Here is a 22,332-nt window from a genome sequence, read left to right on the forward strand (position 1 = left end):
TGCAGTTCATACCCGATTATCGACCAGCATATGTATAGAACGTACAATGTCGTTCAATGATTGCCACGGTAAGAGGGGAGGGACTTATACTGTCAGAAGCGAATAAGCTCACGCCTCAAATTTTCTATCAAGCTGAGCCCGAAATGATCAAATCCATTCTTCATACTCGCACGATGATGCATGACTTATGCAAGAAACATATGCATCGCAAGGTCAGGGTGGAGACCGTGGATGGCATCGCCTATGAAGGAACGATCATCCACTTTGATCACTGCCTGCTGTATTTGCATTGCGGCGAGCCTGCCTGGAATGTAGAGCGTGCATTTGCAAATCCGTACAGCGCTATTCTTCCGCTTGTACTATACGAACTTCTGGTCATTACCCTTCTTTACACGTAACGAAACAGCTTGAATCATCCGGACCCGACAGATGCGGTTCGGTTTCTTTCTTCACTGGACAAGCACTACTGCCCGTATACTTGCTATATCGCTCATTCAATTTCGAATAAGCCCCGTATGCTTGAGGTTTAATTTTGCGAATATAGACGTAATATATTCATGTATGGAATGCTTCCTATCATTTATAAGCATGAAATCAAATTATTAGGAATATGTTAGCAAAACAAACATATGTCTCACCTTCCCTTTATAAGGGACTAAAGGGTTTGCGATACAATGGGTACAAATCGAGATCGGAGGTGCATGGCGATGACGAAGGTAATTACCTTCAAGAATCGTACCGTTCCCGTCCACTACCCTTCCGAGCAAGCAACCTACCCAGAACTACTTCATAATAAGCTGCTTGAAATGGAATACAACTTTGATTTCCGCAAAAAGTGGAGACGGATAGCGTCAGTCGAAATGATTCGCGACGTAGCGATTCTACAATACAATGATGGAACCAAACTTTATATGGAAGTTTGCTAACGGACTCACGTCCGTTAACAGTTGGAGACGTTCTTCAGGGCGTCTCCAATTTTTCATTTTGGGAAAGAAACAGAGGCTGCACGCTGCAGTTCAATAACTGTTCGCGTACAGCCTCTAACGCCGGGATCGAAGTACTAAACACTCGTCTCACTCATATATTTATAACCAACACCCCATACGGTTCGAATGAATTTGGGCTCCTTAGGATTGCCCTCTACCTTGCGACGAAGATTAACAATATGCACATCTATTGCTCGATCGGTGATGAAGGAATCGAATCCGCGAATGGCATTAATTAGATCCTCTCGGCTGAATACCTTGCCTGGATGCATAAGAAACAATTTCATCAGTTCGAACTCTGAGAAAGTCGTCTCCACCAGTTCCCCATGCACAAGCAGAAGCCGGCGCTCCGTATCCAGACGTATGGGCGGCTCTGGCCGATGTGAATTCTCGTGGTTGGCGCCTATAGCAATAGGCTGAATCAACCTCGCGCGGCGTATAAGCGCTTCCACTCTTGCACTTAACTCATGCATGCTGAACGGCTTGCACAGATAATCATCTGCTCCGGCACGCAGCGCTTGAACCCGCTCTGACACTTCTGATTTCATCGATACGATCATAATGGGTATGCAGGAAGATTGCCGGATTTGCTGACACAGGCTCGTTCCATCCCAATCCGGAAGCATTAAATCGAGCAGAATCAAATCGGGATCGTATTGCTCCAGCAGCTCTAATCCAGTCTCGCCATTCTGAGCCTGTCTAACTCCATAGCCCTCTTCCGACAAATACATCGATAGCATATCGCTCATCATGACGTCATCTTCAATGACTAGTATCTTGTACATCAAACTCCACCTTTGAGGGAATTGAAGATTGGTCTTCTGAATGTACCTACTATCATCATACAATAGCCGACAAAACCCAACAATAGATTGTTAGAAAAATGTTAGGAGAAATTGTCGATTATTTCTTATTTGTCATTTGTTATCCAACGCTCTAATCATTGGAATAAGCACATTTCTAACATTTTCGATAGCGGTCCGCATAGCTGCGGCATCCTTAGAATCTTCCGGGACTTTCAACAAGGCTTCAAGCTCAGTTGCCCTCGCCGCAAGCTCAGCCGCCGACAAATTGCTGGCAACCCCTTTCAGCGTATGCGTCAACCGTCTAGCCAGCTGATAATCGCCGCCCGCAAGCGATTGCTCCAGTTGAATATCGAATGTCGCATAATCACGGACGAACAGCTTGAGCATGTGATTCAGAATATCACGTTTCCCATTCACTCTCCGTAATGCGGCTTCTATATCCATCCCTGGCACAATAAGCGGGAATCCCTGCTCGTGAGCTAGAAGCGGCTTGTATGCCGCTCTTGCGGCTTCCGTTTCCTTGCCTGTTCCCAGGCGATGCTCTCCGCCTACGCTCAGCCATTTCGTTATCACCTGAAGCATTCTCTCCGGTTGAATCGGCTTGGTCAGCACATCATTCATTCCAATCTGGATATAACGATCATGATCTTCGCGAATAATATTGGCAGTCAGCGCTACAATCGGCAGCCTGTCGTATTTGGAATCCATACGGATTAACCGTGCAGCTTCGTCGCCATCCATCTCCGGCATATGAATATCCATCAATATCAAATCCCATTGATTCTGCTCCAGCTTGCGGAGCACCTCAGTCCCTGTCTCAGCCACATCCACCGTGTAGCCCCATTCACGCAGCTGCTCCATCGCTACGAGCTGATTGATTTTGTTATCCTCACCAAGCAGAATATGCCCCCTTCGCAGCTTCACCGATTCTGCTGCAATAACAGGTTCGATCGCAGCTGCTCCCACTTGGCTTGACTGCTGCTCCAGCGTTGTCAGCATGGCCTGATGCAGACTGATCCGATCAATAGGCTTTACCAGGATAGCATCCGGCAGCTGAGATTCCGACAGCTTCAGCAGCTCCTCGCGGCCATAAGCAGTCGTCATCGCTATGGTGTGCACGCCAGCCAGCTTAGCTGTCTCGTGGTATGCCCTCCAGGTCTGCTCGCCAAACATATCCTTCATTTCAAAATCCAGCAGCACCGCATCCGGCAGCGCTCCAATCCCCACTCTTTCCAGCCGCTCATAGGAGGCTTTCCAAGAGGAATGAACAATGGGCGACAGCCCCATACTCTCCAGCTCTGCGCATAGAAAATCGGACATCATGGCATAATCCTCAACGATCCAGATTGCAAATCCGTCATCTTGTCCAATGCGATAGCGCCGCTCTTGTGCAGGAGAAGCAATTGCAAACCGCAGAGTAAAGGTAAATGTACTGCCTTCCTCCTGCCTGCTCTCAACCGTGATGACGCCTCCCATCATCTCGATGAGACTTTGTACAATAACAAGACCAAGACCCGTTCCGCCATATCTCCGGTTCGTCTCAATTCCAACCTGAGTAAATGGCATGAACAGCTTGTCGAGCCCCTCCTTGGTCATGCCTATCCCTGTATCCTCAACCGTAAACCGAATAGAAGTAGCATCTGTCGAAGCCTCATCCAGCAATTCGAGCTTCAGCCTAACATGCCCGCGTTCGGTAAATTTGATCGCATTGACACAGAGGTTGAGCAGCACCTGCTCGACTCGCAGCGGATCTCCGATAAGAGCGGAGGGCAGCTTGTCCGGCGTCTCAACGATAAACTCAAACTGCTCCTTGCCGCCCACGAACACCCCCAGCATATTAGCGAGCTTATGAATAAGCTGTTCGGGGTCAAAGGCTACTTCATTCAGTTCAATTCGGCCTGCTTCAACCTTGGAGAAGTCCAGAATATCGTTGATTATGCCAAGCAGCGCTTCTGACGATGTCCTTGTCTTGTTCAAGTAATCCTGCTGCAAATCGTTCAGCTCGGTCTTCTGCAGCAGACTTGTCAATCCGATTATGCCAGCGAGCGGCGTCCGAATCTCATGGCTCATTCGAGCCAGAAATCGACTCTTCGCCATATTCGCTTCATCCGCTGCCCGCTTCGCCTGAACCAATTCAGACTGCACGCGCTTCTGCTCCGTGATGTCACGGGCGATGCAGGAATAGAAGGTCTCTCCTGTCAGCTCGTCGCGATGCGCGACTAATATTTTGGATACGTGCACCACATCGCCCTGAACCGTTCTGAGCAGAGCCTCGCTCTCCTGATAACCCAGCTTCCTTGCACCGGCAATTCCCTCAAGCAACTCGCTGACCGTCTGTCGCGACACCAAATCATTCGGGCTGTCCTCCGACAAAGGATCGATGCCCAGAAGCTTGCGTCCAGCTGGATTCAGATACCATAGCAGCCCTTGTTCATCAAAGGATGCGATCAGATCCAGCGCCGCCTCCATCACTTCCAGCTGCTGATTGCGGGTTTTCTCCGCTTGCTTCTGCTCCGTAATATCGCGTGCGATACCCGCCACACCTATAAAGCGGCCTTCGCTGTCGCGTATGCCGTTGGAGCTGTGCGAAACCGGGAATCTGGAGCCATCCTTGCGCACATACATCCACTCCCGCTCATAGGAGAACCGCTCGCCTCTCAGCGCCTGGAAGACCGACTCATCCGGAGCAACTTCGCGCCCGAGCCTCTCGCTCAGGCGAGCAGCTTCCGCCCGCAGATCCTCCGGATCGATGAACAGCGCCCCTGTCGCCTTATGCACAACCTCTTCCGCCTTGTAGCCCAGCATCGCTTCTGCGGCTTTACTGAAATAAGTAACCCGATATTTGTCGTCAAGAACGATAAAGGCGTATTGATTCTGGTTAATAATCGATTCCATCCTGCCGAACATATCTCTAAGATGAAGCTTCATCATATTGACGGAATGGGACAGCTGCGAGATTTCGTCGCCGCCTTCCTCTGAGACCGAGTTAACGTTAAAGTCACCTGCTGACGCCGCTTCTGTCACATGCAGTATCCGCTTGATTCGAATCACGAACCGATCGGTCAAAATATATAACAGCAGAATCATAATGCCTTCTGCAATTAATATCGATAAAGCCGTCCGCCACAGAAGGGCATACAACGGCTGCTCGATCTCCTGCAGCGGAACATGAAGCGCAATATGCCAGCTTGTTCCCTCGACCTTCGAATAGAAGACCAGAGAGCGTCCCCTTTCATTCTCCAGACTGCTATAGCCATGCGACAGTTTCAGCATATCCGCGGCGACCTCCGCGAATGGAAGCTCTGGCGACAGAATGGAGGAGCCATTCATTGCCTCTCCCGTCAAGTGGCCGGCGATCGATCCGTCCTCCGTATACACAAAGACCTTATCTGACTCCCCAACATGGAAGTTTAAGTGCTGCTCATACAAACTATCCGTTAAAATTGCCGCATCGACAATCCCAATAACCTGTCTGGAGCCGCTGTATACCGGGGCTTGGATAACAAATATTTTGTCACTGGAAAACTCGCTAATAAAGGGATCGGTAATGACAGTCTTGCCTTTAATCGCTTCATGAAACCAGTGCTGCTCTCCGATCTGAATCCTTTTCCCGTTGCTCAGCTTCACATTTCCTTCCAAATCAGCGAAGCCAATCGTATAGAATTCCGAGCCCTTCCTTAATGTTTCCGTGCGAAAATAAACCTCGCGTTCATATTCAGTGCCTGAACGAACCTGATCCGTGCGGCTCATGACCTCTACCTCGGCACGTCTCGCATCGATCCATGCGGATAGATTAGAAGCGCTGTTCTGCACCTTCGTATAGGCATTATTGATTAGACCTTCCATTATGGTTTGCTTCGCAGTCTGATAATTACCGATTCCGACAATGGACAGCGGAATGAAGGTGATCAGTACAGCCAGCGCCAGCACTTTCGTACGAAGCGACATTGTCTTCAATTATTGTCCCCCTAGGCATTGGTACCTTTGGGACTATTATACCTTTTGCTGCAAAACCTTCATAGTGGTCAAACCAGCACGAGAGTCCGTTTAATATAGTAATGCTTGGAGCAGAATCCCTTGCTAACTGTCGGTCTTTCGCATTTGAGCCATTGGCATGTATGCGGATAAAGAGATTGGCGGACCTTTGTAACAAGCGGGTCCCCGTGCCTGCGCCAGCGTTGATGATGCATAGAGCACAATCCCTTTGCTTTAATCGGCTTATAGCAGCCTTCTATCTTGCATTCGTTCATTTACTGCGCTTCCCTTCTTTGTAGAGACGGAATATCGTCATACTTTATTATGAGAGAATTTCATTCTATTATAAAGGACTCTCAACGCTCTGCTGAAGCGTCCCATCCTTTCCTACATTCAATATTCGACCGATAGAACCCTTTCTTGCAAGCGAGTTTAAATTATTAACCAGTTGATAATATTGGACAGCTTTTTTATACTTCTAGATAGACATCCGGAGACACACCATAAGGAGCAGGCAGTATGACAGTATTCGACTCTATCTCACAAATCATTCATACACCGATGGCCGTTATCTATAGAAAAGGCGATCATTTGCAGTTCCAATGTGCCAGCCCTTCCTTCACTCGGCTCGTCGGTTGCTCGGAAGCAGAGCTAATAGGAACATTGCCTGGCCAATTGTTCGCGGCTTGGAACGACAGTATATGCTTCAAAAATCAAGGAACCATATCTTGTTGCCTAAATCATCATAAGCCTGCCAGCCCTGCGATACAATTGCAATTGACATGGCAATTCATCGAGGATGCCGAGCAGCCTTCTTATCTTATCATAGCTGAGGATATTTCCGCTAAATCATGGATCAATCAGTTGAGCAAATCGCATAAGGTGCTTATTTCCGGCGTTACCAGTCCTGATTTTATTATTCAACAAATGAACCAAAACTACCCCCTGCCGATGATTAGCGGGGACCTGCCTGTAGAACGGCAATCCGCCTTCAGCTTCATAGAGGAAAGCGAGACCGATCATATGATGAGAGTTATCGAGCAGGCAGTAAATCGGAAGCAGGCTGAAAGCTTAATTGTGCGTACTAACATAATCGCAAATGTATGCAAGCTTGAAGTACATGTCACCTTCTGTCCGTTCTTCAACGGGGACGGCAGATTGGAGCAATATGCCTTTGTCGTAACCGATCTGCGGCCCCTAACAGAGAAAACCTCCCCTTCCGTCACCTTGAAGGTGCTCATGGCCAGAAATAACATATCCACACAGCAGCTGTCCGATATGACCGGCATCTCACAGCAAACTATATCCAAGCTGCGCAATGGCAAAATCCGCAAGCCACAGCGCCTGACCGCCGAACTGATCGCTGCAGAATTGCTCGTCGCCCCCAGGCAGATTTGGCCTGATTAAACGCTTATTAATTGACATGGTAAAAAACAGCCGATCCTGCACATGCGGGATCGGCTGTTTTTGATGTCTTCAACTCTTCAAAACCTCTGACTCTGAAACCCTATCAATTAATGTGAATCCATGTCGTGTATTGGTCAGACAGGCTGTATGTGCCGTTATGTCCTGCAACCCTCCAGTATACAGTTGCTCCTGGTAGCAAATTAGTGATCCCAAAAGAATCTATTGTGCCATCTTCATTTTCGTATGCAGGCAATGAACTCCCATCGGGACTAAACATTCTGACTACGAAATCAAAATTAGTGTAATTAGGAGACCAGAGGAAAAGGCTAATATTAACATTTGATCCTGTATTATTCGTCCACTTGAACCAATCTACATCTGCATAATTAGGATACAAGATGTAACCGCTGTAGAATTGGTCATTTTGAAGCGAAATAGCAGTGTACGGCGTTTCTGCAACACCTGGATATGCAGATGCCGATTGAGAGAAAGAAATCCCGCTTACCAACAGAGCAGCAAAAAGCAACATGACTAATCGTTTTGTTTTCAATTATTTTCCTCCTAGTTCATTTTATTATGATAGCTGGCCAGCTTATCAACATGGGGAGATTTTAATGCAGATAGCTTAAGTAATTAAAATCTACTATGAAGACTAGGACGAAGACTAGGACGTACCCTGTTCGAGTAAAATCCTTTATTACGCTAAATATATCACACATTAATTAATTTGTAAACTTAAGGGATATTTGGGTAAAGGTTCTTTTGCAGCGAAAATACACCGCCTTATTTATAGAATCACTATATTCATAGCATTTCTTAGCTTCGTCCTCTCGACCCTTTGCTCACTCGCAATTCTTGCCATTAAACCCGCAATAACTGTTTGCCCGATCGATCTCGATCCCCACACTATTTAAATCATTTTTTCCGTTAAAAGGTTGCAATCATTTATAAAAAAGTGAAAATAAAAAACATGGAGTCAATTTTCCCAGCGGCTTGTTCTATAAGCCGCCACCACAAAAAAACAGCCGATGCTCAAAAGTATGAGCAATCGGCTGTTCCTATATTTCCAGCTAGCTGTTTATTGCGCCGCTTCACGAGCCTGAACGAGTCTAATTCCCCGGTCGCTGGCTGCCATTTCGCGGAAGAACTCGATGTCCTCCTGAGCAAGACGCACCCATGCCGCAACGCAGACAGGATCAAAGTGCGTCCCCTGCTCCTTCTCAATAATGGCCATCGCCTCTTTATGCGACATCGCTTTGCGATAGGAGCGCGATGAGGTCAGAGCATCGTAGACATCTGCTATAGCCGTTATCCGCGCCAGCAGCGGAATATTCTCCCCTGCGATACGGTCGGGATAGCCTGAGCCGTCCCACTTCTCATGGTGGGATCGAATAACCGACAGCTCATCATGCAAGAATCCAAGCCGCTTGCACATATCATAACCTGACACGGGATGCAGCTCTATGATATGGCGCTCTTCATTTGTAAGCTTGCCTGGCTTGTTCAAGATCGAATCCGGCACCTTCAGCTTGCCGACATCATGAACGACGCCTCCTTGCGCAATCGCGCGAAGCTGGTCGCTTGTCAGCTCCATCTCCTCCGCAAGACGCAGCGCATATAACGCGACTCGCATATTATGTCCTGCGGTGTACGCATCGCGCACCTCGGTCGCCATAATCAGAGCCCGGACGCTTGGCGTCATGCATGCTTCCAGCCATACGCGAGGGTCGGATTGGAACAGCACCTTCAAGGATGAGCTAATTGATCCTTGCGAGAAATACTGCTGGATAAGTCCGCCGATCATCATCACCATCGAGCCAAGCAGCAGCAAATGATACAACCACCAGCTAAGCTGCCAAATCGACCCCGTCACCATAATATATTGCGATGCAAACAGCCAGCCAAGACTGTAGACGATTGCGCCCTGCAGCGGAAATTGAGCTGCGCGATAGGATTGCCAATAACGATACATCGTCCACAAGCAGACAACAGCCGTCATCCCTGCAACAATCCACTTGTACGGCTCCCGCTCCAGAGGCAAATGATTGATCAACTCAGGATAGCTCATCGAGAACAGACCAAACAATGCCATAAGCAGAAGCCAGCCCGGAATCAACCATCTCCTCCGTTTGGCGAGCATGCGAATGACAAAATTGTCAGGCGATACAGCAGATAGGCACAACCATAGAGCGGCTAGTGTGATGCTGATTTGAGCAGCAACGCCAGCCATGCTCGCATGATCCATCAGAAATCCTGGCGTCGACAGACCGTGAAGGACAAACACCCCCGCTAACGATACATAGGACAGGGACAAGAAGCCAACCTTCAAGTTGCGCAAACGTTGTCCCGCAATGCCGACAGCGACCGCAAGAATCAAGGCAAGCCCGGATATTGCACTAACAATGTAAAAATGTCCGGTTGGCGAATGTACAGAAATATCGATGTCCCGCGATGAGCGTAGCCATTCGAAGATTACGATTGGCAGCACCATCGACAATAACGGCCCAACAATGGACCTAACTCTTCCACGCAAGGAAGTTCCTCCTGTTCAACTCATGATGACTGACCGACTATACATCTACTGGAGTCGCATCCTGTCCCCTACAGCATTGGAGGCAGAATGCGGAAGTTGAATTATTTAGCACCATCGACCTCCGCCAATTGTTTCAACAAAATAGCTTATGGAGGCTTCGACAAACATATCGCCATCTATAAATAGTCTTTCTTCGACAATATCGGTTATTTTACCGAAAATATTTAGTACTTTAGTCATAACATATTAAATTTATTATGCAATCAATTTAATTTTCTTACAAATACTTTACATAATTAACATAAAGAAAGAACTTCCCCTCACAAAAGCAAGGCGGAAGTCCTTCTCAACCATCTAATTCCTCGTATATAATACTGCGAATTCCATCTTAACGATGCTCTAGCGTCAAATTTCCTGAGCCTGTCCTCACCTGTACAACAGCATCGCCATCGCCAAATGTAACATTCTTTGTGTCGTCGCCGTCGATAGATTCATCCGTGTCATTCCAATCATTGTACAAGTCCCCTGAGCCATGGTTGAATTTAATGCGTGCCGATTCCGGCTTCTTGTCCGTAGCGATCGTAACATTGCCGCTTCCCGTCTCCAAATTCATTGCATGCTGAATCTCATCCAACTCCACCGTAATGTTGCCGCTGCTGATCGACGCCTTCAACTCGGCATCACTGTCAATCAGCTCAACATTGCCACTGCCGCCTTCAATAGCTATCTTGCTTGCTGTCACCTGCTTGAAGGTTGTGTTGCCTGAATTAACTTTCACTTCGACATTCGCTGCCTTCAGCTCCCGAAGATCGAATTCGCCGCTGCCCAATTCAGCGATGAATTGATCCACCTCGATTCCTTCTACCGTGAAATCGCCAGAACCGCCATTCACTCTGATGACTTCTGCCGCAATGTCCTTCACATCCATATTGCCGCTGCCTGTATCGAGCATGAGCTCCTCCCACTTGCGAGCCGGAATCTCAACTCTGAGGTCAAGATTCATTACACTGAAGCCGATTGAGAAGCCTTCGTCCGTGTCCGCAATAATTTTCACTCTATCCCCGTCACGTTCCAGCTTCAAAATAATATTGTCGTGAAACTTCTTGCTCGCATCGCCAGAAATTTTTGCTCTAATCATATCCGAGGAACTCGGCACAATCTCCATATCCATGGACCCAACCTCGAATTGGATTTCCTTGACGTCAGCGGCATCGAGTGTCTCCTCTTTGCTGTATTGCTCTGCTCCTCCAGAGAGCAGTCCTTCAATGCTGAAGGATGAGGTCATTCCGATAAGTCCGATAACGATTAATATGAGAGCGACAACAATCCAGTTTCTCATTTCTTATTCCCCCTGGTAATCATTTTGGAATTAAACTTCAAATAGTTAAGCGTCATTCTTGCCACTCCGCGAGCCAGACGATGTGTTCCGATGCCAGCCAAAATCCCCAGCCCCATCAGCACCGCAGCCAGTGACGAGCCCTGCAAATAAGTCAAGTCAGTTCCCCATATCGACTCATAAATTGCGCCAAGCGCTACAACACACAATGCAAAGGAAACGGTGTAGAAGGCTACCAGTATAGCCAGCAGCGCGATGTAAGGCCCAAGCACGAATATTAAGTTGAAGAACCCCAGACTGACCGCCGCCAGTACCGCCCGCGATACATGCGTAATGCTGCCGTTCTTGTCCGCTGCTTGCTCAACCCGATATCCGAGAAGCAGCTCCTTGGCAATTTGGCGCGGGTCGCCAAGCTCGGCAGCCACTTCCTCCTCTGATCTGCCGCTCTCTGTCGCAATGCGGAAATGCTCCTCATAATCATACATCCAGTCCCGTTTGATCGGCTCCGGCACAGGCGATAGAAGCTCCCATAGCTGCTGAAGATATTGCTGTCTTATCATCGTTCGACACCTTCCTTGATAATTTCGTCCACTGCTTGCGCAAACGTTCGCCATTCCACAGTCAGCGCAATTAAATGCGAATGACCGAGTGGTGTCAGCTTGTAATATTTGCGAGGGGGCCCTTCCGGAGACTCCCTCAAGTAAGTCGAGAAATAGCCTTCCATCGTCAATCGATTCAACAGCGGGTACACGCTTCCGACTGCCACTTCGAATTTTTGCGAGATCGATACGGCAAGCTCATAACCATACCGATCCTCCCAAGCTGTCAAAGTCAGCACGCACAATTCCAATACGCCTTTCTTAAACTGCACATTCATAACAGCCGCTCCCTATAAAATATCGTTTGGTATTCATCATTGTAGAATAGCTGTCCAAAAAAATAAGCTCTTACAGCTATAGTATATGACTTACTATTCATTAATGCAACATAGCATGGGAAATTTTATTAAATCTTTACAATTCATTCCCCTTCTCCTCTTCCAATTGCCTGTAACCAGATGCCTCTCTGCAATTGCCTATCCGCCACTATCACTTTGATCCTGCGCACAGCTTGGATGTTAGTCGCCTGTCATCCGAATCAGGCACGTCCCACTGCTTGCTCATAAGTTAGAACTAACACTCGTTTAACAAGGAGGAAGCTATTCCATGGAAGAGCAACTTGTCATTTCGATATTCGGCAGCGGCGGCGGTGTCGCCAAAGCTGTACTATCCGTATTGAATCATTCTGCCGCTGATCCGGATAGCCCGCTGTATCATCGTCTCTTAAACAGCAGGATTCATTGTATCGATCAACAACAACGTCCGCTATCCCATTACAACAGCTGCTGCCCGAATCTGACACCCAGCTTGAAGCTGCATCAATTCGATTTGAACGACAGCAGCAAGCTGCTGCAGCATCTGCAAGCGACCGGCACTCAGCTCGTCGTTGATTTGTCGTGGGCGGATACAATTACAGTAATGGAATGCTGCAATGAGCTTGGCATCGCTTATGTGAACACTGCATTGGAGAACAAAGAGGTCGATGATCTACCCGAGCTTGAAAGCTTCACATTGATCGAACGGTCGATTCGTTTTGAAGAGGCACGGCATTCATTCACCCGACTGAAAGCCATTATCGGCTCCGGCATGAATCCCGGTGTCGTACAATGGATGGCCCATAAACTGATAGGGATGCATCCAGACGAACAGCCGCTGGGCTGCTACATCGTCGAACGGGACAGCACCTTCTACGCAGATCGATCACTTGCGGAAGCTGAAACGATCTACTCTACCTGGTCAGCGGACTGCTTTCTCGACGAGGCGGTTCTGAATTTGCCGATGATCGTTTCGAAGCAAACGCCTCTGTTCCTCTATTACCAGCCGTTCGAGCTGGAATTTGACGTCACTCTCGGCTCTATCCAATTCAAAGGCTGTCTGATGCCCCATGAGGAGAGTATCACGATTGCTCGTCAATATGGTGTGGAAAGCGGATTTATTTATCAGGTTAACGATGTTACGACTGCCGCAATTCGTGAGCATTTGGACGACTCAGATGTATTATGGGATTGGAAACAGAAGGTGCTGGACCCTGCAGACGGAGAGCTAAGCGGAGAAGATCTGGTTGGTGTATTACTAGTCTATAAAGACAAGGAGCGATATATGTATAATGTCTCCAGCAGCGAAACGATCTACCCTTTGTTCGGGACGAATGCAACGTACTGGCAGGTAGCCTGTGGCGTATACGGCGCAATAAGCACGCTGCTGCTGGATGCTGTCGCTCCTGGTGTGTACTGGGTGGATGAGCTGTTGGAAACATATGGACAGGAATGCCGATACGGCGATTATTTGAGCTATTATATGTCACAGTTTGTCATCGGAAGCAATGACAAATCAGAAGGACTGCTGCTGGATCGCATGCACGTCTGGACAGAAGAAGAGGGCGATAGCTATGGCGGATGATGGGCTGCTCACCGGTTATGAGAAGGAGGATGCCGAGCTATGGCTGTGGGATGATCTGCCAGAGCTTCATATGGAGGTCGGTTATCGGATCAACCGCTTGCTCCATTTCGAACGCTCGAAGTATCAAGAGATTAGCGTTGCGGAGACTGCTGCCTTCGGTCGCATGCTTGTCCTTGATGGCGTACCGCAAGTAACAGAGAAGGACGGGTACATCTACAATGAAATGATTTCGCACATCGGGCTGCTGACGCATCCGGCTCCTCAGCATGTAGCCATGATTGGCGGCGGCGACTGCGGACCATCGCGAGAAGCAGTGAAATATCCGGGCATTAAGCAAATTGACGTTGTAGAGATCGATCCACGGGTAACCACCGTCAGCCGAATGTGGTTCAACCCCAATCAGACACTGGAAGACGATCCGCGAATTACGATAAGCCATGAGGATGGGGCGCTCTGGATTCAGAAGCAGCAGGAGAGAATCGATGTCCTGCTCGTCGACCGTTCAGACCCTTACGGGCCAGCGGCTGTCTTATATTCCAGAGCCTTCTACAAGCATATTTATACTAGTCTAAGCTATGACGGCGTAGCAGTATTCCAATCCGGGTCGCCATTCTTTGATATGAAGGGTCTGAAGAGGACTCGCGAACGGCTGCGCGCGTTATTTCCCATCGTAAGGACTTATTTGACGACAATCCCATCCTTCCCCGGGGGCATCTGGAGCTTCACCGTTGCCTCGAAACGGCATGACCCGCTTACAGCAAGCTTTGACAAGCTCCCGCTCGAAACCCGGTATATTAATGCCTCTATCGCAAAAGCGTCTTTCGAACTCCCTGAGAATATAAGAGCAGCTTTACGATGACACCTAAACGAATAGGCTGTCCCATTAGCAGCAACCTGCTCTTGGGACAGCCTATTCGTTGTGCTTGACGTCTGTTACAAACGGATATCGAGATTGCCGCCCAAATGAGGCTGAACGCTCTGCTCCATCATCTTAATGAGCAGTTGGCCTTGAAGCTGCATATTATCCAGCGATTTTGCCATTACAGCAATACCCGCCTGCTGCTTCAGTTGTGACATTGCCTGTCCTGATGCTGCCGAACTGATGCTTTGGATGTCCATAATGATCATCCTCCTAACTAATGTTTTACGCATACTTCTTGCTGTCAGCTTGCAGACTATCGACCGGGCGCAGCTCCCTGGGCTCGGTGAAGCATCGCATGACAGCGGTCGACCACATGCCTTGCGTCGATATGGGGCCGATAAGTTGTCTATCGGCTTTTATCCTTCCGCGCTTTAGAGCAGCAGCAAAATCAAGCCAGCTTGCTCTTGCTGCTGCAAAGAAGAATATGCCGTTCAAACCGGCCTTTACGAACGATGCAACGATCATCTATACGCAATTCTGCTTGAGCAATAGATTCGTCTACATCCTCTGTGGTGACGATGATTATCCTGTCGGCCAATCTCCTTCCACTCTGGAGCATAGACAACCGTTCCTCATCTGATAATGTAGAGCATAAATTGTAAGGCAGATCAATAATCGCAACATCATAATGACCGCTGAGTGTCCGCATATCTGTAAGACGTACGACATCAGGCATGCCGTAATACGCCAAATTAATCCGCGCCCCGCGAATGGCCAACGGATTGATGTCCGCTCCAACAATGTTGATTCCCATCGACATCGCCTCAATAATGACAGTCCCGATTCCGCAGCAGGGATCAATGACACGCAAGCCCTCTGGCTGCGGAGCCGCTATATTGACGATCGCCCTCGCTACTCGTGTACTAAGCGCCGTGGAATAATGCTGCGGCTTCTCATTATATTTTAACCACACTGGCTCACTCTTCCCATACTCGCCAAATACCCACTCGCCATGTATGTTTGCCGCACCGAATGAACGCTGCGGCTCCCTCATCTCAGCTTTACCGCGAATACTGCCGCCAATTTGCCGTTCAATTCCCCGTTTATCCTCATACGACTCGCTGCCGTCCGTTGCGATGAAGCTGACCTTGAACGTGGCATTGTTCAGCTCGATTCCAGCCGCATATTCAGCGATTCCTGCGATATCGCATCCCCGAAACCAGATATCCAGCTTGTTCTTGATGAAGGGGCTGCGTCCGAGAGGAACATCTATTGCACTTAATAAATAACCCCGTTCTCCAGCACAGCCGAATAATACCCGCAGCTCCATCGCGCACAGCTCAGCCTCATCCTCATGACAGACAAAGGTATATAAATAGATTGGCGATCCTGCATTCCCAACTTGCATAAGCACGCAAACCATCCATTCTGTATAGTTTTAGGAACAAGCAGGCCGCTGCGCTATGGAATGTTCTTTCGATCGCTGTTGTTCCCGGAATTCTTGAATTTAAGTGGCTCATGGTGGAATTCCGGGAACAAAGGCGAGCGCTGACGCTTCTCCAGAAACATTCCCCTGCTCCGCTCTGTTGTTCTTTCATTCAACATATAGTTTCTTCTGTTTTATTCTGCAATTTCGTTTCTGAAGCAATTAAATTATTGCGCCCCTAATTATAGCACTCCTGCCGATTATATGGTGACTCGTCTAATAAAAGCGGGCTGCTTCAGCAGTCCAATGGCCCGGCGAACCGCCCGCCTCTTCATTTTCTCCCGCGACTACGATCGATCAGTGATTGCAAATCGTACAGGGATCAACTCGCCGTCCTTCCAATCGTACCTGACAGATAGATCTGCCATGTACATTCCCGGCGATGCGAATACCGACAAGTCGGCTGTCAGATAGCCCTCTTCATCCATCCGAAATTCAATGATAGAGCCGATACCGGGCTCCTCGAACCATAGCTCCGCATCATCAGCCGCATATTCCTCCGTTAACGTCTGCCCGCCGATGGCCAATTCAGCGACTACCCGCTCCCCCTCTGCTCGAACCTGCGCTTTCGTTACCGCTTTTTGAGCTGCGTCTACCGGATCTGCGACCGGTATCTCTGTGAGATTCTCACGGACAATATGAACCTCCTTCTCGTAGACTCCGGTCCCATACCCTGTAACCATCACAATAACAGCCTCAACCGTCTTGTCATGGTCAACATCGGCCAGCATCACCTGTGGTGTATAGGAGGGATTGTCTGTTCCTCTCCAGTCGAAATTTTTAGCCATATCTCTCCATGCGACCTCGTACCTGCGGTACATCCCCGATTCCGCGCCTTCCTCCGCATAGATCACAAATTCCCCCTCATGGTACTGCTTCACCCAACTCGCCGTTGTCTTCGGCTGCTTCTTCACATAGCCTACTGCCTTCCCTGCCAATTCACTTAGCGAAAAGACGCCATAGTCACCGCTTCGCCACCAAATATCTCCCAGCAAATAATATTCCCCTTCTCCGAGTTGAACATCATCAGCCAGCGCCGATTGGGCTTCGTCCAGTTGAATATCCTGCCTTCCTCTAGTCCCATTGCCGTAGAACGCTTCCAGCTTGTGATTATCAATGTAAATTTGGTTCCTCCTGATCTGCACCCGTTCTCCCGGCATCCCGATTACTCGCATTACCGAATAAGCGTAGCGTCCACCAGGTCCTGTCTCCGCTTTCGGGACTTTGCGTTTATAGTAGATCATGTCACCTCTCGAAACAGCATGCGCGGAATAATAATCGGGATCAATGACGAGTGCCGTTCCCGCACCATAGGACCATGCCATCGCATCATCGCTTATTTCATGAATAAACATCGACGGCTCAGCTTCTTGCAGAAGCGGAAGCATCTCCGGAGTGGATGTATCTACAATTGGCGAGCGCCCTTGATCGAATCGGCCAAACAATCGAGCTTGCAAGGAAGGATCCGCCCACAGCGCCACTGCCGCAATCATAAAGAGTGCAACGACAGCCAGGCCGCCTCCAGCTAATCTGCGCTGTATCCGACGATTTCGCTTCTGCTTCGCAGCATGCAATCGTTCCTCAACCTGTTCCCACATCCCAGTCGTAAATTGCATGTCGCGAAACGGACGCTTCTCCAACCGCTTCGTCCAATCAGACTCTGTCCTCTTCATCCCAAGCCCCCCTCTCCTTCAGCAGCTTGCCAGCCCGTTCCTTGGCCCGGCGCAAGCGGGATTTCACTGCAGTTGCACTGATTCCCTGCATCTTCCCAATCTCCTCTACCGACATATGATAATGCGCTTGAAGGACCAGCGCTTCCCGATATTTCAACGGCAGAGCAAGCACAGCCTCCCATACTTCGTCGCTGTAAGCTCGGCGCATATATTCCGTCTCTGCCGATACCGCCGCTCCCTTCGAGGGAAGGAAGCCGACAAGGGTTACTTTTCGTATAAACGCTGTTTTTCGATAGCTGTACCAGGTATTGCGTGTTATCGCAATCAGCCATGTTTTTACAGAGGCTTCTCCCCTGTAGCTCCCCAGCTGCTTGAATGCTTTAACGAACGTCTCCTGAGCGAGATCGTCAGCGAGCTCCCTCTTCTTGCTTAGGAAATAGGCATAATTCCAAATATCCTCACTGTAAGCTTCCATCACCCTCCTGAAATCCGGCGGCTCTAAAGCCGTCACATATTTGAGCGAGTCGTCCTCTCTGTCTCTGTCCAATTCGTCCCCTCCCCTTTGCACGCCAATTAGACGAATTGAAACCTGTAAAGTTGCCGATTTGCGCAAAAAAAAACACCGTCCCTTATCTGCGATCGATAAAGAACAGTGGAGCATTCACAATCTAACACCTATTTGAACCAGCCCTTCAGCTTGAACCAGAAAAACATGCCTAGCCCAAGGCAGCCCATGGCTCCGAGCACAATGAAGTACCCGAACGGCCAGCTCAATTCAGGCATACGGTCGAAATTCATTCCATATATTCCGGCGATGAACGTGAGCGGCATGAAGATGGTCGTAATAACCGTGAGCGTCTTCATAATCGTATTCATTCGATTCGAGCTGAGCGACATATAATGATCCCGTATATCGGAGGTCATATCCCGGTTGGAATCCACCATCTCAGACAGCTTGAGCAAATGATCATGAATATCCGTAAAAAACACCAGGTATTCCTGCAGCCCCTCAATCCGCTGCGAATTAATAATGCGGTACAGCAGGTCCCGCATCGGAACTATCGTTTTGCGCAGCTTGAGCAGCTTCGTCCTCATCTTGAACACCTGACTGAGCTCATTCTGATTCGTATGGCTGTCTTCGGAGGTGTCGAATTCAAGCAGTTGATCTTCAATCGCATAGACAGCGGGAAAATAATAATCCACCATCTTGTCGATTACCAAATGAGCAGCCTGCAAATAGCCGTACCTCTGGGGAGGCGGCATGATTCCGATCTTGGACCAGGCCTCATCAATGACCTTAAGCGGCTGCAGATGGAAGGTAACCAGATATCCGCGCCCGATGAACATATCCACCTCATCAGCCTGAAGCGTCCCTTCATGAAGCGCATGCATCACGAGAAAATGAACATCCGAATAATGATCCATCTTGGGCCGTTGAAGAAACATGAGACAATCCTCAATCGCTAGCGGATGAAACTGAAAGTAGCTCTCCAGCAGCTTCGATTCCGCCTCTGTCGGCTCGCTGAAATCCGCCCAAAACCAGCTGATCTCATCCCGATTGATATCCTGCAGCGGAATATTTTCATAAATTTCGTGGTTTTTCATCACAATAAGCGTGCGGATCATTCCGTCTCTTCCTCTCCTAAGAAGCGGACCATCTTCGGACACATCACCATTACCGATACGTGAAGGCCACTGTAATAACACCGCTTTGATCGGTAACAATCGAATATTGAGCAACAAAAGCGAATTGCCCGATAAGACTCTTCCAGCTGGCAGTATCCTGTTCGTCCTTGAACGTTCTTTTCAGCGTGATCGAACTCAATCTGGATTCAATGGCGCTGGTGATACGCGCATCGAATTCCGCTTTGCTGGAGACTGTCAGTCCATTGTAGGCAAAATAATTATACGTCACACTCTTCGCCACAGGCAGCTTGTCGCTCCACTTATGATCCTTGCTCAATTCCTCATCCGTCACATTGAAGTAACCGTACGTTACCCGTCCCTTTACATCTGGCACAGGATCATCCCAGGTCACATCCAGATTGTAGTACTCACCGCCAATTCTGACCTTATTCCACGCATGAGCGATACCGTTTGCTGCTCCTGTCACAATATGCGCTTCAATGCCAGCCATCTCCAGCAGCAATTTGGCCGAATAGGCATACCCTTGACAGACAGCTACTCCATTGATTAACGCTCCATACATCGTATAGGAATCATCCGGCACGGTATTCTTCTTATAATTGTCATAATCATAAGCAATATTCTGCAGCAGGTAGTCGTGAATAGCCAGCTCTGTCTCATATTCCGTCATGTCCGGTTTCGTTATTTCCTTCAAAATATCCTTTGCCTTCTCATAGACCTGTTTCGTCCGAGCATCGTGAATAACGACAGGCAAATGCTGGCCAGGCACCTTCAGCAAGTCAAACTCATCATTAACATGAAGGGTTCCAAGCTGCTTATAAATCCGGTTCACAAGCACAATTCCCTGCTCACGAGTAATCGACAATTGCGGCAAAAACCGCAAGCTGCCGCCACTGTCGTCACCCTTCATCAGATCCAGCGCGCTCAATGTCTCAACAGCATCCCGAGACCATCCCGACAGCTTGGCCGCATCGGCGAACAGGGGAATTGCCGCATCATCAACCTGCAGCCTGTCTGTCCTTCCCGCTTTCTCCAGCGTTTTGAGCAGCATGACCGCCGCTTGCTCACGCGTGACTGCCGCATTCGGAGAAAAAGCGGTGCTGCTTGTTCCCTTCACGATGCCAAGCCCGAGCGCTTGCAGCACACTGAAGCTGCTCGTATCCTTGAACGGATTCACCCTTGGTGTAGAAGGTGTTATATTCGTTAATGCCTTATAGAGAAGAATCGACAATTGGCTGAACTGCTCCCGAGTGAGCGCCCCATGAAGCTGCTTGCTTAGCTTGGAGGGAATAAGTCCGCTTTCCTCTGCTTCCGCAATATCTGCAACCGCCCATGGACTGGGCGCATCATTAGCGGCATAAGTGCGAATCGGAGCCGTCATCATCATTAGAGCTGTCAGGCAGAGTATCCCTGCTGCAGCAAGGCGTTTAACATTCATAATGCGAAGCTTCCTCCTAAATTTCGACTGCGTTTCATTCATCATACCATAACTTCTCTGCCTCTACGGTAGTTCCTGCAGACTATATCCTGCTTCCTTCTCATCCCATGAGCATCTCAGCAGCATGACACACAGCACGATATTCAATATTGACACATACTGCGATCACATGTATAATAAATGATTGTATGTTAGTGTAACCTCCGGTTTAACCCCGATTTATGATGTTGGATCACCTCCCATCCAGTTAACACTTTCCTTTTATTCCGGCTGCTTGAAGGAACACGGATTCATACTGGCGCGGTCTTGGAACCGCAAGGACGACTGAGAGGATTAGGGCTTTCGTTGTTTTCGTGAAGTGAGTCATAAAACCAATGCGTTACGCTAAATATATCGTTCGCCATCGTATCCTCCGTTAGTGTCTAGCTAACGCTGGTAAAGCTGCGAACACACACAATGGCCCTCGCTGTATGAAGCGAGGGCCGACTAATTTCCACCACTCTATGCAATCGCTTTCAGTATTCCATTTATACCAAAATAATGATGCAGAATTGGTCGATTATTATCGATTTTTGTTAATTTAATGTTAACACATGCTTGTATTCCCTCATAAAAGGGCTTACAATTATTTTCTATAGCCGCTACTCATTCTACGATCCCGTCATTGCCTGGGATAGTTATAATAGTGCAGGCCTTTCACAGAATGCACCCTGAACGAATCTCTTGCAAAGTCTTGATTGTTATATTTTGCAATGACCTTGCCCTTGCGATCATAGTAATCCATATAGTTTTCCATATAAGGGAATAGCCTCACTTCGTTCTGATGGGGTTTTGCCGCACTGAAATGTGTCGGAGCAACACCGTAAGCATCAAGCGAGAATACTCCAGAACCTGCCTCGTTCATACGAAAAAACTTTCGTACCGCCGATTCCGAAAATGTTCTGTAGTCAATGACGCTTACACTCATTAATCGGATGCCTAGTTTATTTCGATAATAGAGCGACTTGTCCATTTTGGTTTTGAACTTGGGTCGAAATACACTCTCGCTCATCGGATTGCTCACATCAATCGGCAGCATGAAATCCTCTACTAAATAATAATCACGTTCATCCAGCAAAGTCACCTGCATTCGCGGGTTGTATACACGGTCAAAGCTGCTTCCCATAATATCGTCCGGGCGCCAAGCGTTGACGAAAGCAGACATGCCGTTGTTATGTATGAATTTTACCGTTTCATTAAGCCTGCTTCGTGAAACATGGTAATCATAGCCGGCATCATCCAGAAAGATGCCATCCGCTCCAAGCTCCTTCCACTTTCTTGTTTTATCCTGCAGCACGGCCATGGAGTGATTATCCGTCGTAACACCAAGATCTACATATCCGAATATAACAACATCTGGATGAAGCTCTTTTGTTACCTTTATGACCTCAATCGTTGAGTCATGGTAGGAATGCTTGGACTCCTCCAGACCAGCCCCCAGAACGATATAGTCATATTCGGCGAATATCTCTGCAGCCTTGCCCACATCCCAGACATCATTAATTCCTTCCGGGCTGCCATAATAAATAAGCAATCTATACCCTGCTTTTCTCTCTATGCTGGCTGGCGAACTTGAAGCACCTATACCTACAGTGAGACAAAGAACCAGCAGCAATACGCGGTAGACTGACATCCTCTTTCCCCCA

Annotated in this window: 19 protein-coding genes; 5 read left to right on the top strand and 14 right to left on the bottom strand. The window is 48.4% G+C overall.

Annotated features, from left to right (window positions below):
• The first annotated feature begins 56 nt into the window (after positions 1-56).
• Both L6H65_RS21195 and L6H65_RS21200 read left to right on the top strand, forming a co-directional pair.
• On the top strand, positions 57-398 hold the full coding sequence (locus L6H65_RS21195) for an LSm family protein (RefSeq protein WP_236344737.1): 342 nt from the start codon (positions 57-59) through the stop codon (positions 396-398).
• A gap of 309 nt (positions 399-707) precedes the next feature.
• Positions 708-926 (top strand): hypothetical protein, encoded by a 219-nt coding sequence (locus L6H65_RS21200; RefSeq protein WP_236344738.1) that lies wholly within the window; start codon positions 708-710, stop codon positions 924-926.
• 134 nt (positions 927-1,060) lie between these two features.
• Here L6H65_RS21200 and L6H65_RS21205 read toward each other — a convergent pair whose 3' ends face one another.
• Together L6H65_RS21205 and L6H65_RS21210 are read right to left on the bottom strand one after the other, a co-directional pair.
• Positions 1,061-1,771, bottom strand: coding sequence for a response regulator transcription factor (locus L6H65_RS21205; protein WP_236344740.1), 711 nt, complete (start codon positions 1,769-1,771; stop codon positions 1,061-1,063).
• 132 nt (positions 1,772-1,903) lie between these two features.
• The gene (locus L6H65_RS21210; RefSeq protein WP_236344799.1) at positions 1,904-5,740 is read right to left on the bottom strand and encodes a PAS domain S-box protein; all 3,837 of its coding nucleotides are present in this window, start codon (positions 5,738-5,740) and stop codon (positions 1,904-1,906) included.
• Between the two features lie 546 nt (positions 5,741-6,286).
• Between L6H65_RS21210 and L6H65_RS21215 the strand changes: the two genes are divergently transcribed.
• Positions 6,287-7,174 (top strand): helix-turn-helix domain-containing protein, encoded by an 888-nt coding sequence (locus tag L6H65_RS21215; RefSeq protein WP_236344741.1) that lies wholly within the window; start codon positions 6,287-6,289, stop codon positions 7,172-7,174.
• Between the two features lie 103 nt (positions 7,175-7,277).
• Here L6H65_RS21215 and L6H65_RS21220 read toward each other — a convergent pair whose 3' ends face one another.
• The 5 genes from L6H65_RS21220 to L6H65_RS21240 form a co-directional block, all read right to left on the bottom strand.
• Complete coding sequence (locus L6H65_RS21220) at positions 7,278-7,724, bottom strand: hypothetical protein (RefSeq protein ID WP_236344742.1); 447 nt, start codon at positions 7,722-7,724, stop codon at positions 7,278-7,280.
• A gap of 528 nt (positions 7,725-8,252) precedes the next feature.
• Positions 8,253-9,707, bottom strand: coding sequence for an HD-GYP domain-containing protein (locus L6H65_RS21225; RefSeq protein ID WP_236344743.1), 1,455 nt, complete (start codon positions 9,705-9,707; stop codon positions 8,253-8,255).
• A 388-nt stretch (positions 9,708-10,095) separates the two neighbouring features.
• The gene (locus tag L6H65_RS21230) at positions 10,096-11,046 is read right to left on the bottom strand and encodes a DUF4097 family beta strand repeat-containing protein (RefSeq protein ID WP_236344744.1); all 951 of its coding nucleotides are present in this window, start codon (positions 11,044-11,046) and stop codon (positions 10,096-10,098) included.
• Positions 11,043-11,603 (bottom strand): HAAS signaling domain-containing protein, encoded by a 561-nt coding sequence (locus L6H65_RS21235; protein ID WP_236344745.1) that lies wholly within the window; start codon positions 11,601-11,603, stop codon positions 11,043-11,045. Before L6H65_RS21235 ends, L6H65_RS21230 begins: the two co-directional genes overlap by 4 nt.
• Positions 11,600-11,920 carry a PadR family transcriptional regulator gene (locus tag L6H65_RS21240; protein ID WP_236344746.1) on the bottom strand — a complete coding sequence of 107 codons (321 nt, stop codon included), beginning with the start codon at positions 11,918-11,920 and terminating at the stop codon, positions 11,600-11,602. Before L6H65_RS21240 ends, L6H65_RS21235 begins: the two co-directional genes overlap by 4 nt.
• Before the next feature lie 328 nt (positions 11,921-12,248).
• On the opposite strand from L6H65_RS21240, the gene L6H65_RS21245 reads away from it, so the two are divergent.
• Both L6H65_RS21245 and speE read left to right on the top strand, forming a co-directional pair.
• Positions 12,249-13,541, top strand: a complete 1,293-nt coding sequence (locus L6H65_RS21245; protein WP_236344747.1) for a saccharopine dehydrogenase NADP-binding domain-containing protein — start codon at positions 12,249-12,251, stop codon at positions 13,539-13,541.
• A complete protein-coding gene (gene speE / locus L6H65_RS21250) occupies positions 13,531-14,400 on the top strand; it encodes a polyamine aminopropyltransferase (RefSeq protein WP_236344748.1) in 870 nt (289 codons plus the stop codon). The genes L6H65_RS21245 and speE overlap by 11 nt, the downstream gene beginning before the upstream one ends.
• A 74-nt stretch (positions 14,401-14,474) precedes the next feature.
• Here speE and L6H65_RS21255 read toward each other — a convergent pair whose 3' ends face one another.
• From L6H65_RS21255 to L6H65_RS21285, 7 genes are all read right to left on the bottom strand, one after another.
• Complete coding sequence (locus tag L6H65_RS21255; RefSeq protein WP_236344749.1) at positions 14,475-14,660, bottom strand: YjfB family protein; 186 nt, start codon at positions 14,658-14,660, stop codon at positions 14,475-14,477.
• 191 nt (positions 14,661-14,851) lie between these two features.
• On the bottom strand, positions 14,852-15,811 hold the full coding sequence (locus L6H65_RS21260; RefSeq protein WP_236344801.1) for a TRM11 family SAM-dependent methyltransferase: 960 nt from the start codon (positions 15,809-15,811) through the stop codon (positions 14,852-14,854).
• Positions 15,812-16,176: 365 nt separating this feature from the next.
• Positions 16,177-17,562 (bottom strand): signal peptidase I, encoded by a 1,386-nt coding sequence (gene lepB, locus L6H65_RS21265; RefSeq protein ID WP_236344751.1) that lies wholly within the window; start codon positions 17,560-17,562, stop codon positions 16,177-16,179.
• The gene (locus L6H65_RS21270) at positions 17,543-18,109 is read right to left on the bottom strand and encodes an RNA polymerase sigma factor (RefSeq protein ID WP_236344753.1); all 567 of its coding nucleotides are present in this window, start codon (positions 18,107-18,109) and stop codon (positions 17,543-17,545) included. The genes lepB and L6H65_RS21270 overlap by 20 nt, the downstream gene beginning before the upstream one ends.
• 128 nt (positions 18,110-18,237) lie before the next feature.
• A complete protein-coding gene (gene corA, locus L6H65_RS21275) occupies positions 18,238-19,188 on the bottom strand; it encodes a magnesium/cobalt transporter CorA (protein ID WP_236344754.1) in 951 nt (316 codons plus the stop codon).
• Positions 19,189-19,237: 49 nt separating this feature from the next.
• A complete protein-coding gene (locus L6H65_RS21280) occupies positions 19,238-20,647 on the bottom strand; it encodes an S-layer homology domain-containing protein (protein ID WP_236344755.1) in 1,410 nt (469 codons plus the stop codon).
• Positions 20,648-21,308: 661 nt separating this feature from the next.
• Complete coding sequence (locus tag L6H65_RS21285; protein ID WP_236344756.1) at positions 21,309-22,319, bottom strand: hypothetical protein; 1,011 nt, start codon at positions 22,317-22,319, stop codon at positions 21,309-21,311.
• Positions 22,320-22,332 lie beyond the last annotated feature (13 nt).

This window comes from Paenibacillus plantiphilus (genome assembly GCF_927798095.1).
GTDB classification, from domain to species: Bacteria; Bacillota; Bacilli; order Paenibacillales; family Paenibacillaceae; genus Paenibacillus_Z; species Paenibacillus_Z plantiphilus.

What these genes read in the sequence shown, in the direction of transcription:
- speE (WP_236344748.1), top strand. Translation starts at nt 13,531, where the DNA reads ATGGCGGATGATGGGCTGCTCACCGGTTATGAGAAGGAGGATGCCGAG.
- L6H65_RS21285 (WP_236344756.1), bottom strand. Translation starts at nt 22,319, where the DNA reads ATGTCAGTCTACCGCGTATTGCTGCTGGTTCTTTGTCTCACTGTAGGT.
- L6H65_RS21255 (WP_236344749.1), bottom strand. Translation starts at nt 14,660, where the DNA reads ATGGACATCCAAAGCATCAGTTCGGCAGCATCAGGACAGGCAATGTCA.
- L6H65_RS21240 (WP_236344746.1), bottom strand. Translation starts at nt 11,920, where the DNA reads ATGAATGTGCAGTTTAAGAAAGGCGTATTGGAATTGTGCGTGCTGACT.
- L6H65_RS21280 (WP_236344755.1), bottom strand. Translation starts at nt 20,647, where the DNA reads ATGAATGTTAAACGCCTTGCTGCAGCAGGGATACTCTGCCTGACAGCT.
- corA (WP_236344754.1), bottom strand. Translation starts at nt 19,188, where the DNA reads ATGATCCGCACGCTTATTGTGATGAAAAACCACGAAATTTATGAAAAT.
- L6H65_RS21235 (WP_236344745.1), bottom strand. Translation starts at nt 11,603, where the DNA reads ATGATAAGACAGCAATATCTTCAGCAGCTATGGGAGCTTCTATCGCCT.
- lepB (WP_236344751.1), bottom strand. Translation starts at nt 17,562, where the DNA reads ATGAAGAGGACAGAGTCTGATTGGACGAAGCGGTTGGAGAAGCGTCCG.
- L6H65_RS21200 (WP_236344738.1), top strand. Translation starts at nt 708, where the DNA reads ATGACGAAGGTAATTACCTTCAAGAATCGTACCGTTCCCGTCCACTAC.
- L6H65_RS21260 (WP_236344801.1), bottom strand. Translation starts at nt 15,811, where the DNA reads ATGCAAGTTGGGAATGCAGGATCGCCAATCTATTTATATACCTTTGTC.
- L6H65_RS21210 (WP_236344799.1), bottom strand. Translation starts at nt 5,740, where the DNA reads ATGTCGCTTCGTACGAAAGTGCTGGCGCTGGCTGTACTGATCACCTTC.
- L6H65_RS21195 (WP_236344737.1), top strand. Translation starts at nt 57, where the DNA reads ATGATTGCCACGGTAAGAGGGGAGGGACTTATACTGTCAGAAGCGAAT.
- L6H65_RS21215 (WP_236344741.1), top strand. Translation starts at nt 6,287, where the DNA reads ATGACAGTATTCGACTCTATCTCACAAATCATTCATACACCGATGGCC.
- L6H65_RS21230 (WP_236344744.1), bottom strand. Translation starts at nt 11,046, where the DNA reads ATGAGAAACTGGATTGTTGTCGCTCTCATATTAATCGTTATCGGACTT.
- L6H65_RS21245 (WP_236344747.1), top strand. Translation starts at nt 12,249, where the DNA reads ATGGAAGAGCAACTTGTCATTTCGATATTCGGCAGCGGCGGCGGTGTC.
- L6H65_RS21205 (WP_236344740.1), bottom strand. Translation starts at nt 1,771, where the DNA reads ATGTACAAGATACTAGTCATTGAAGATGACGTCATGATGAGCGATATG.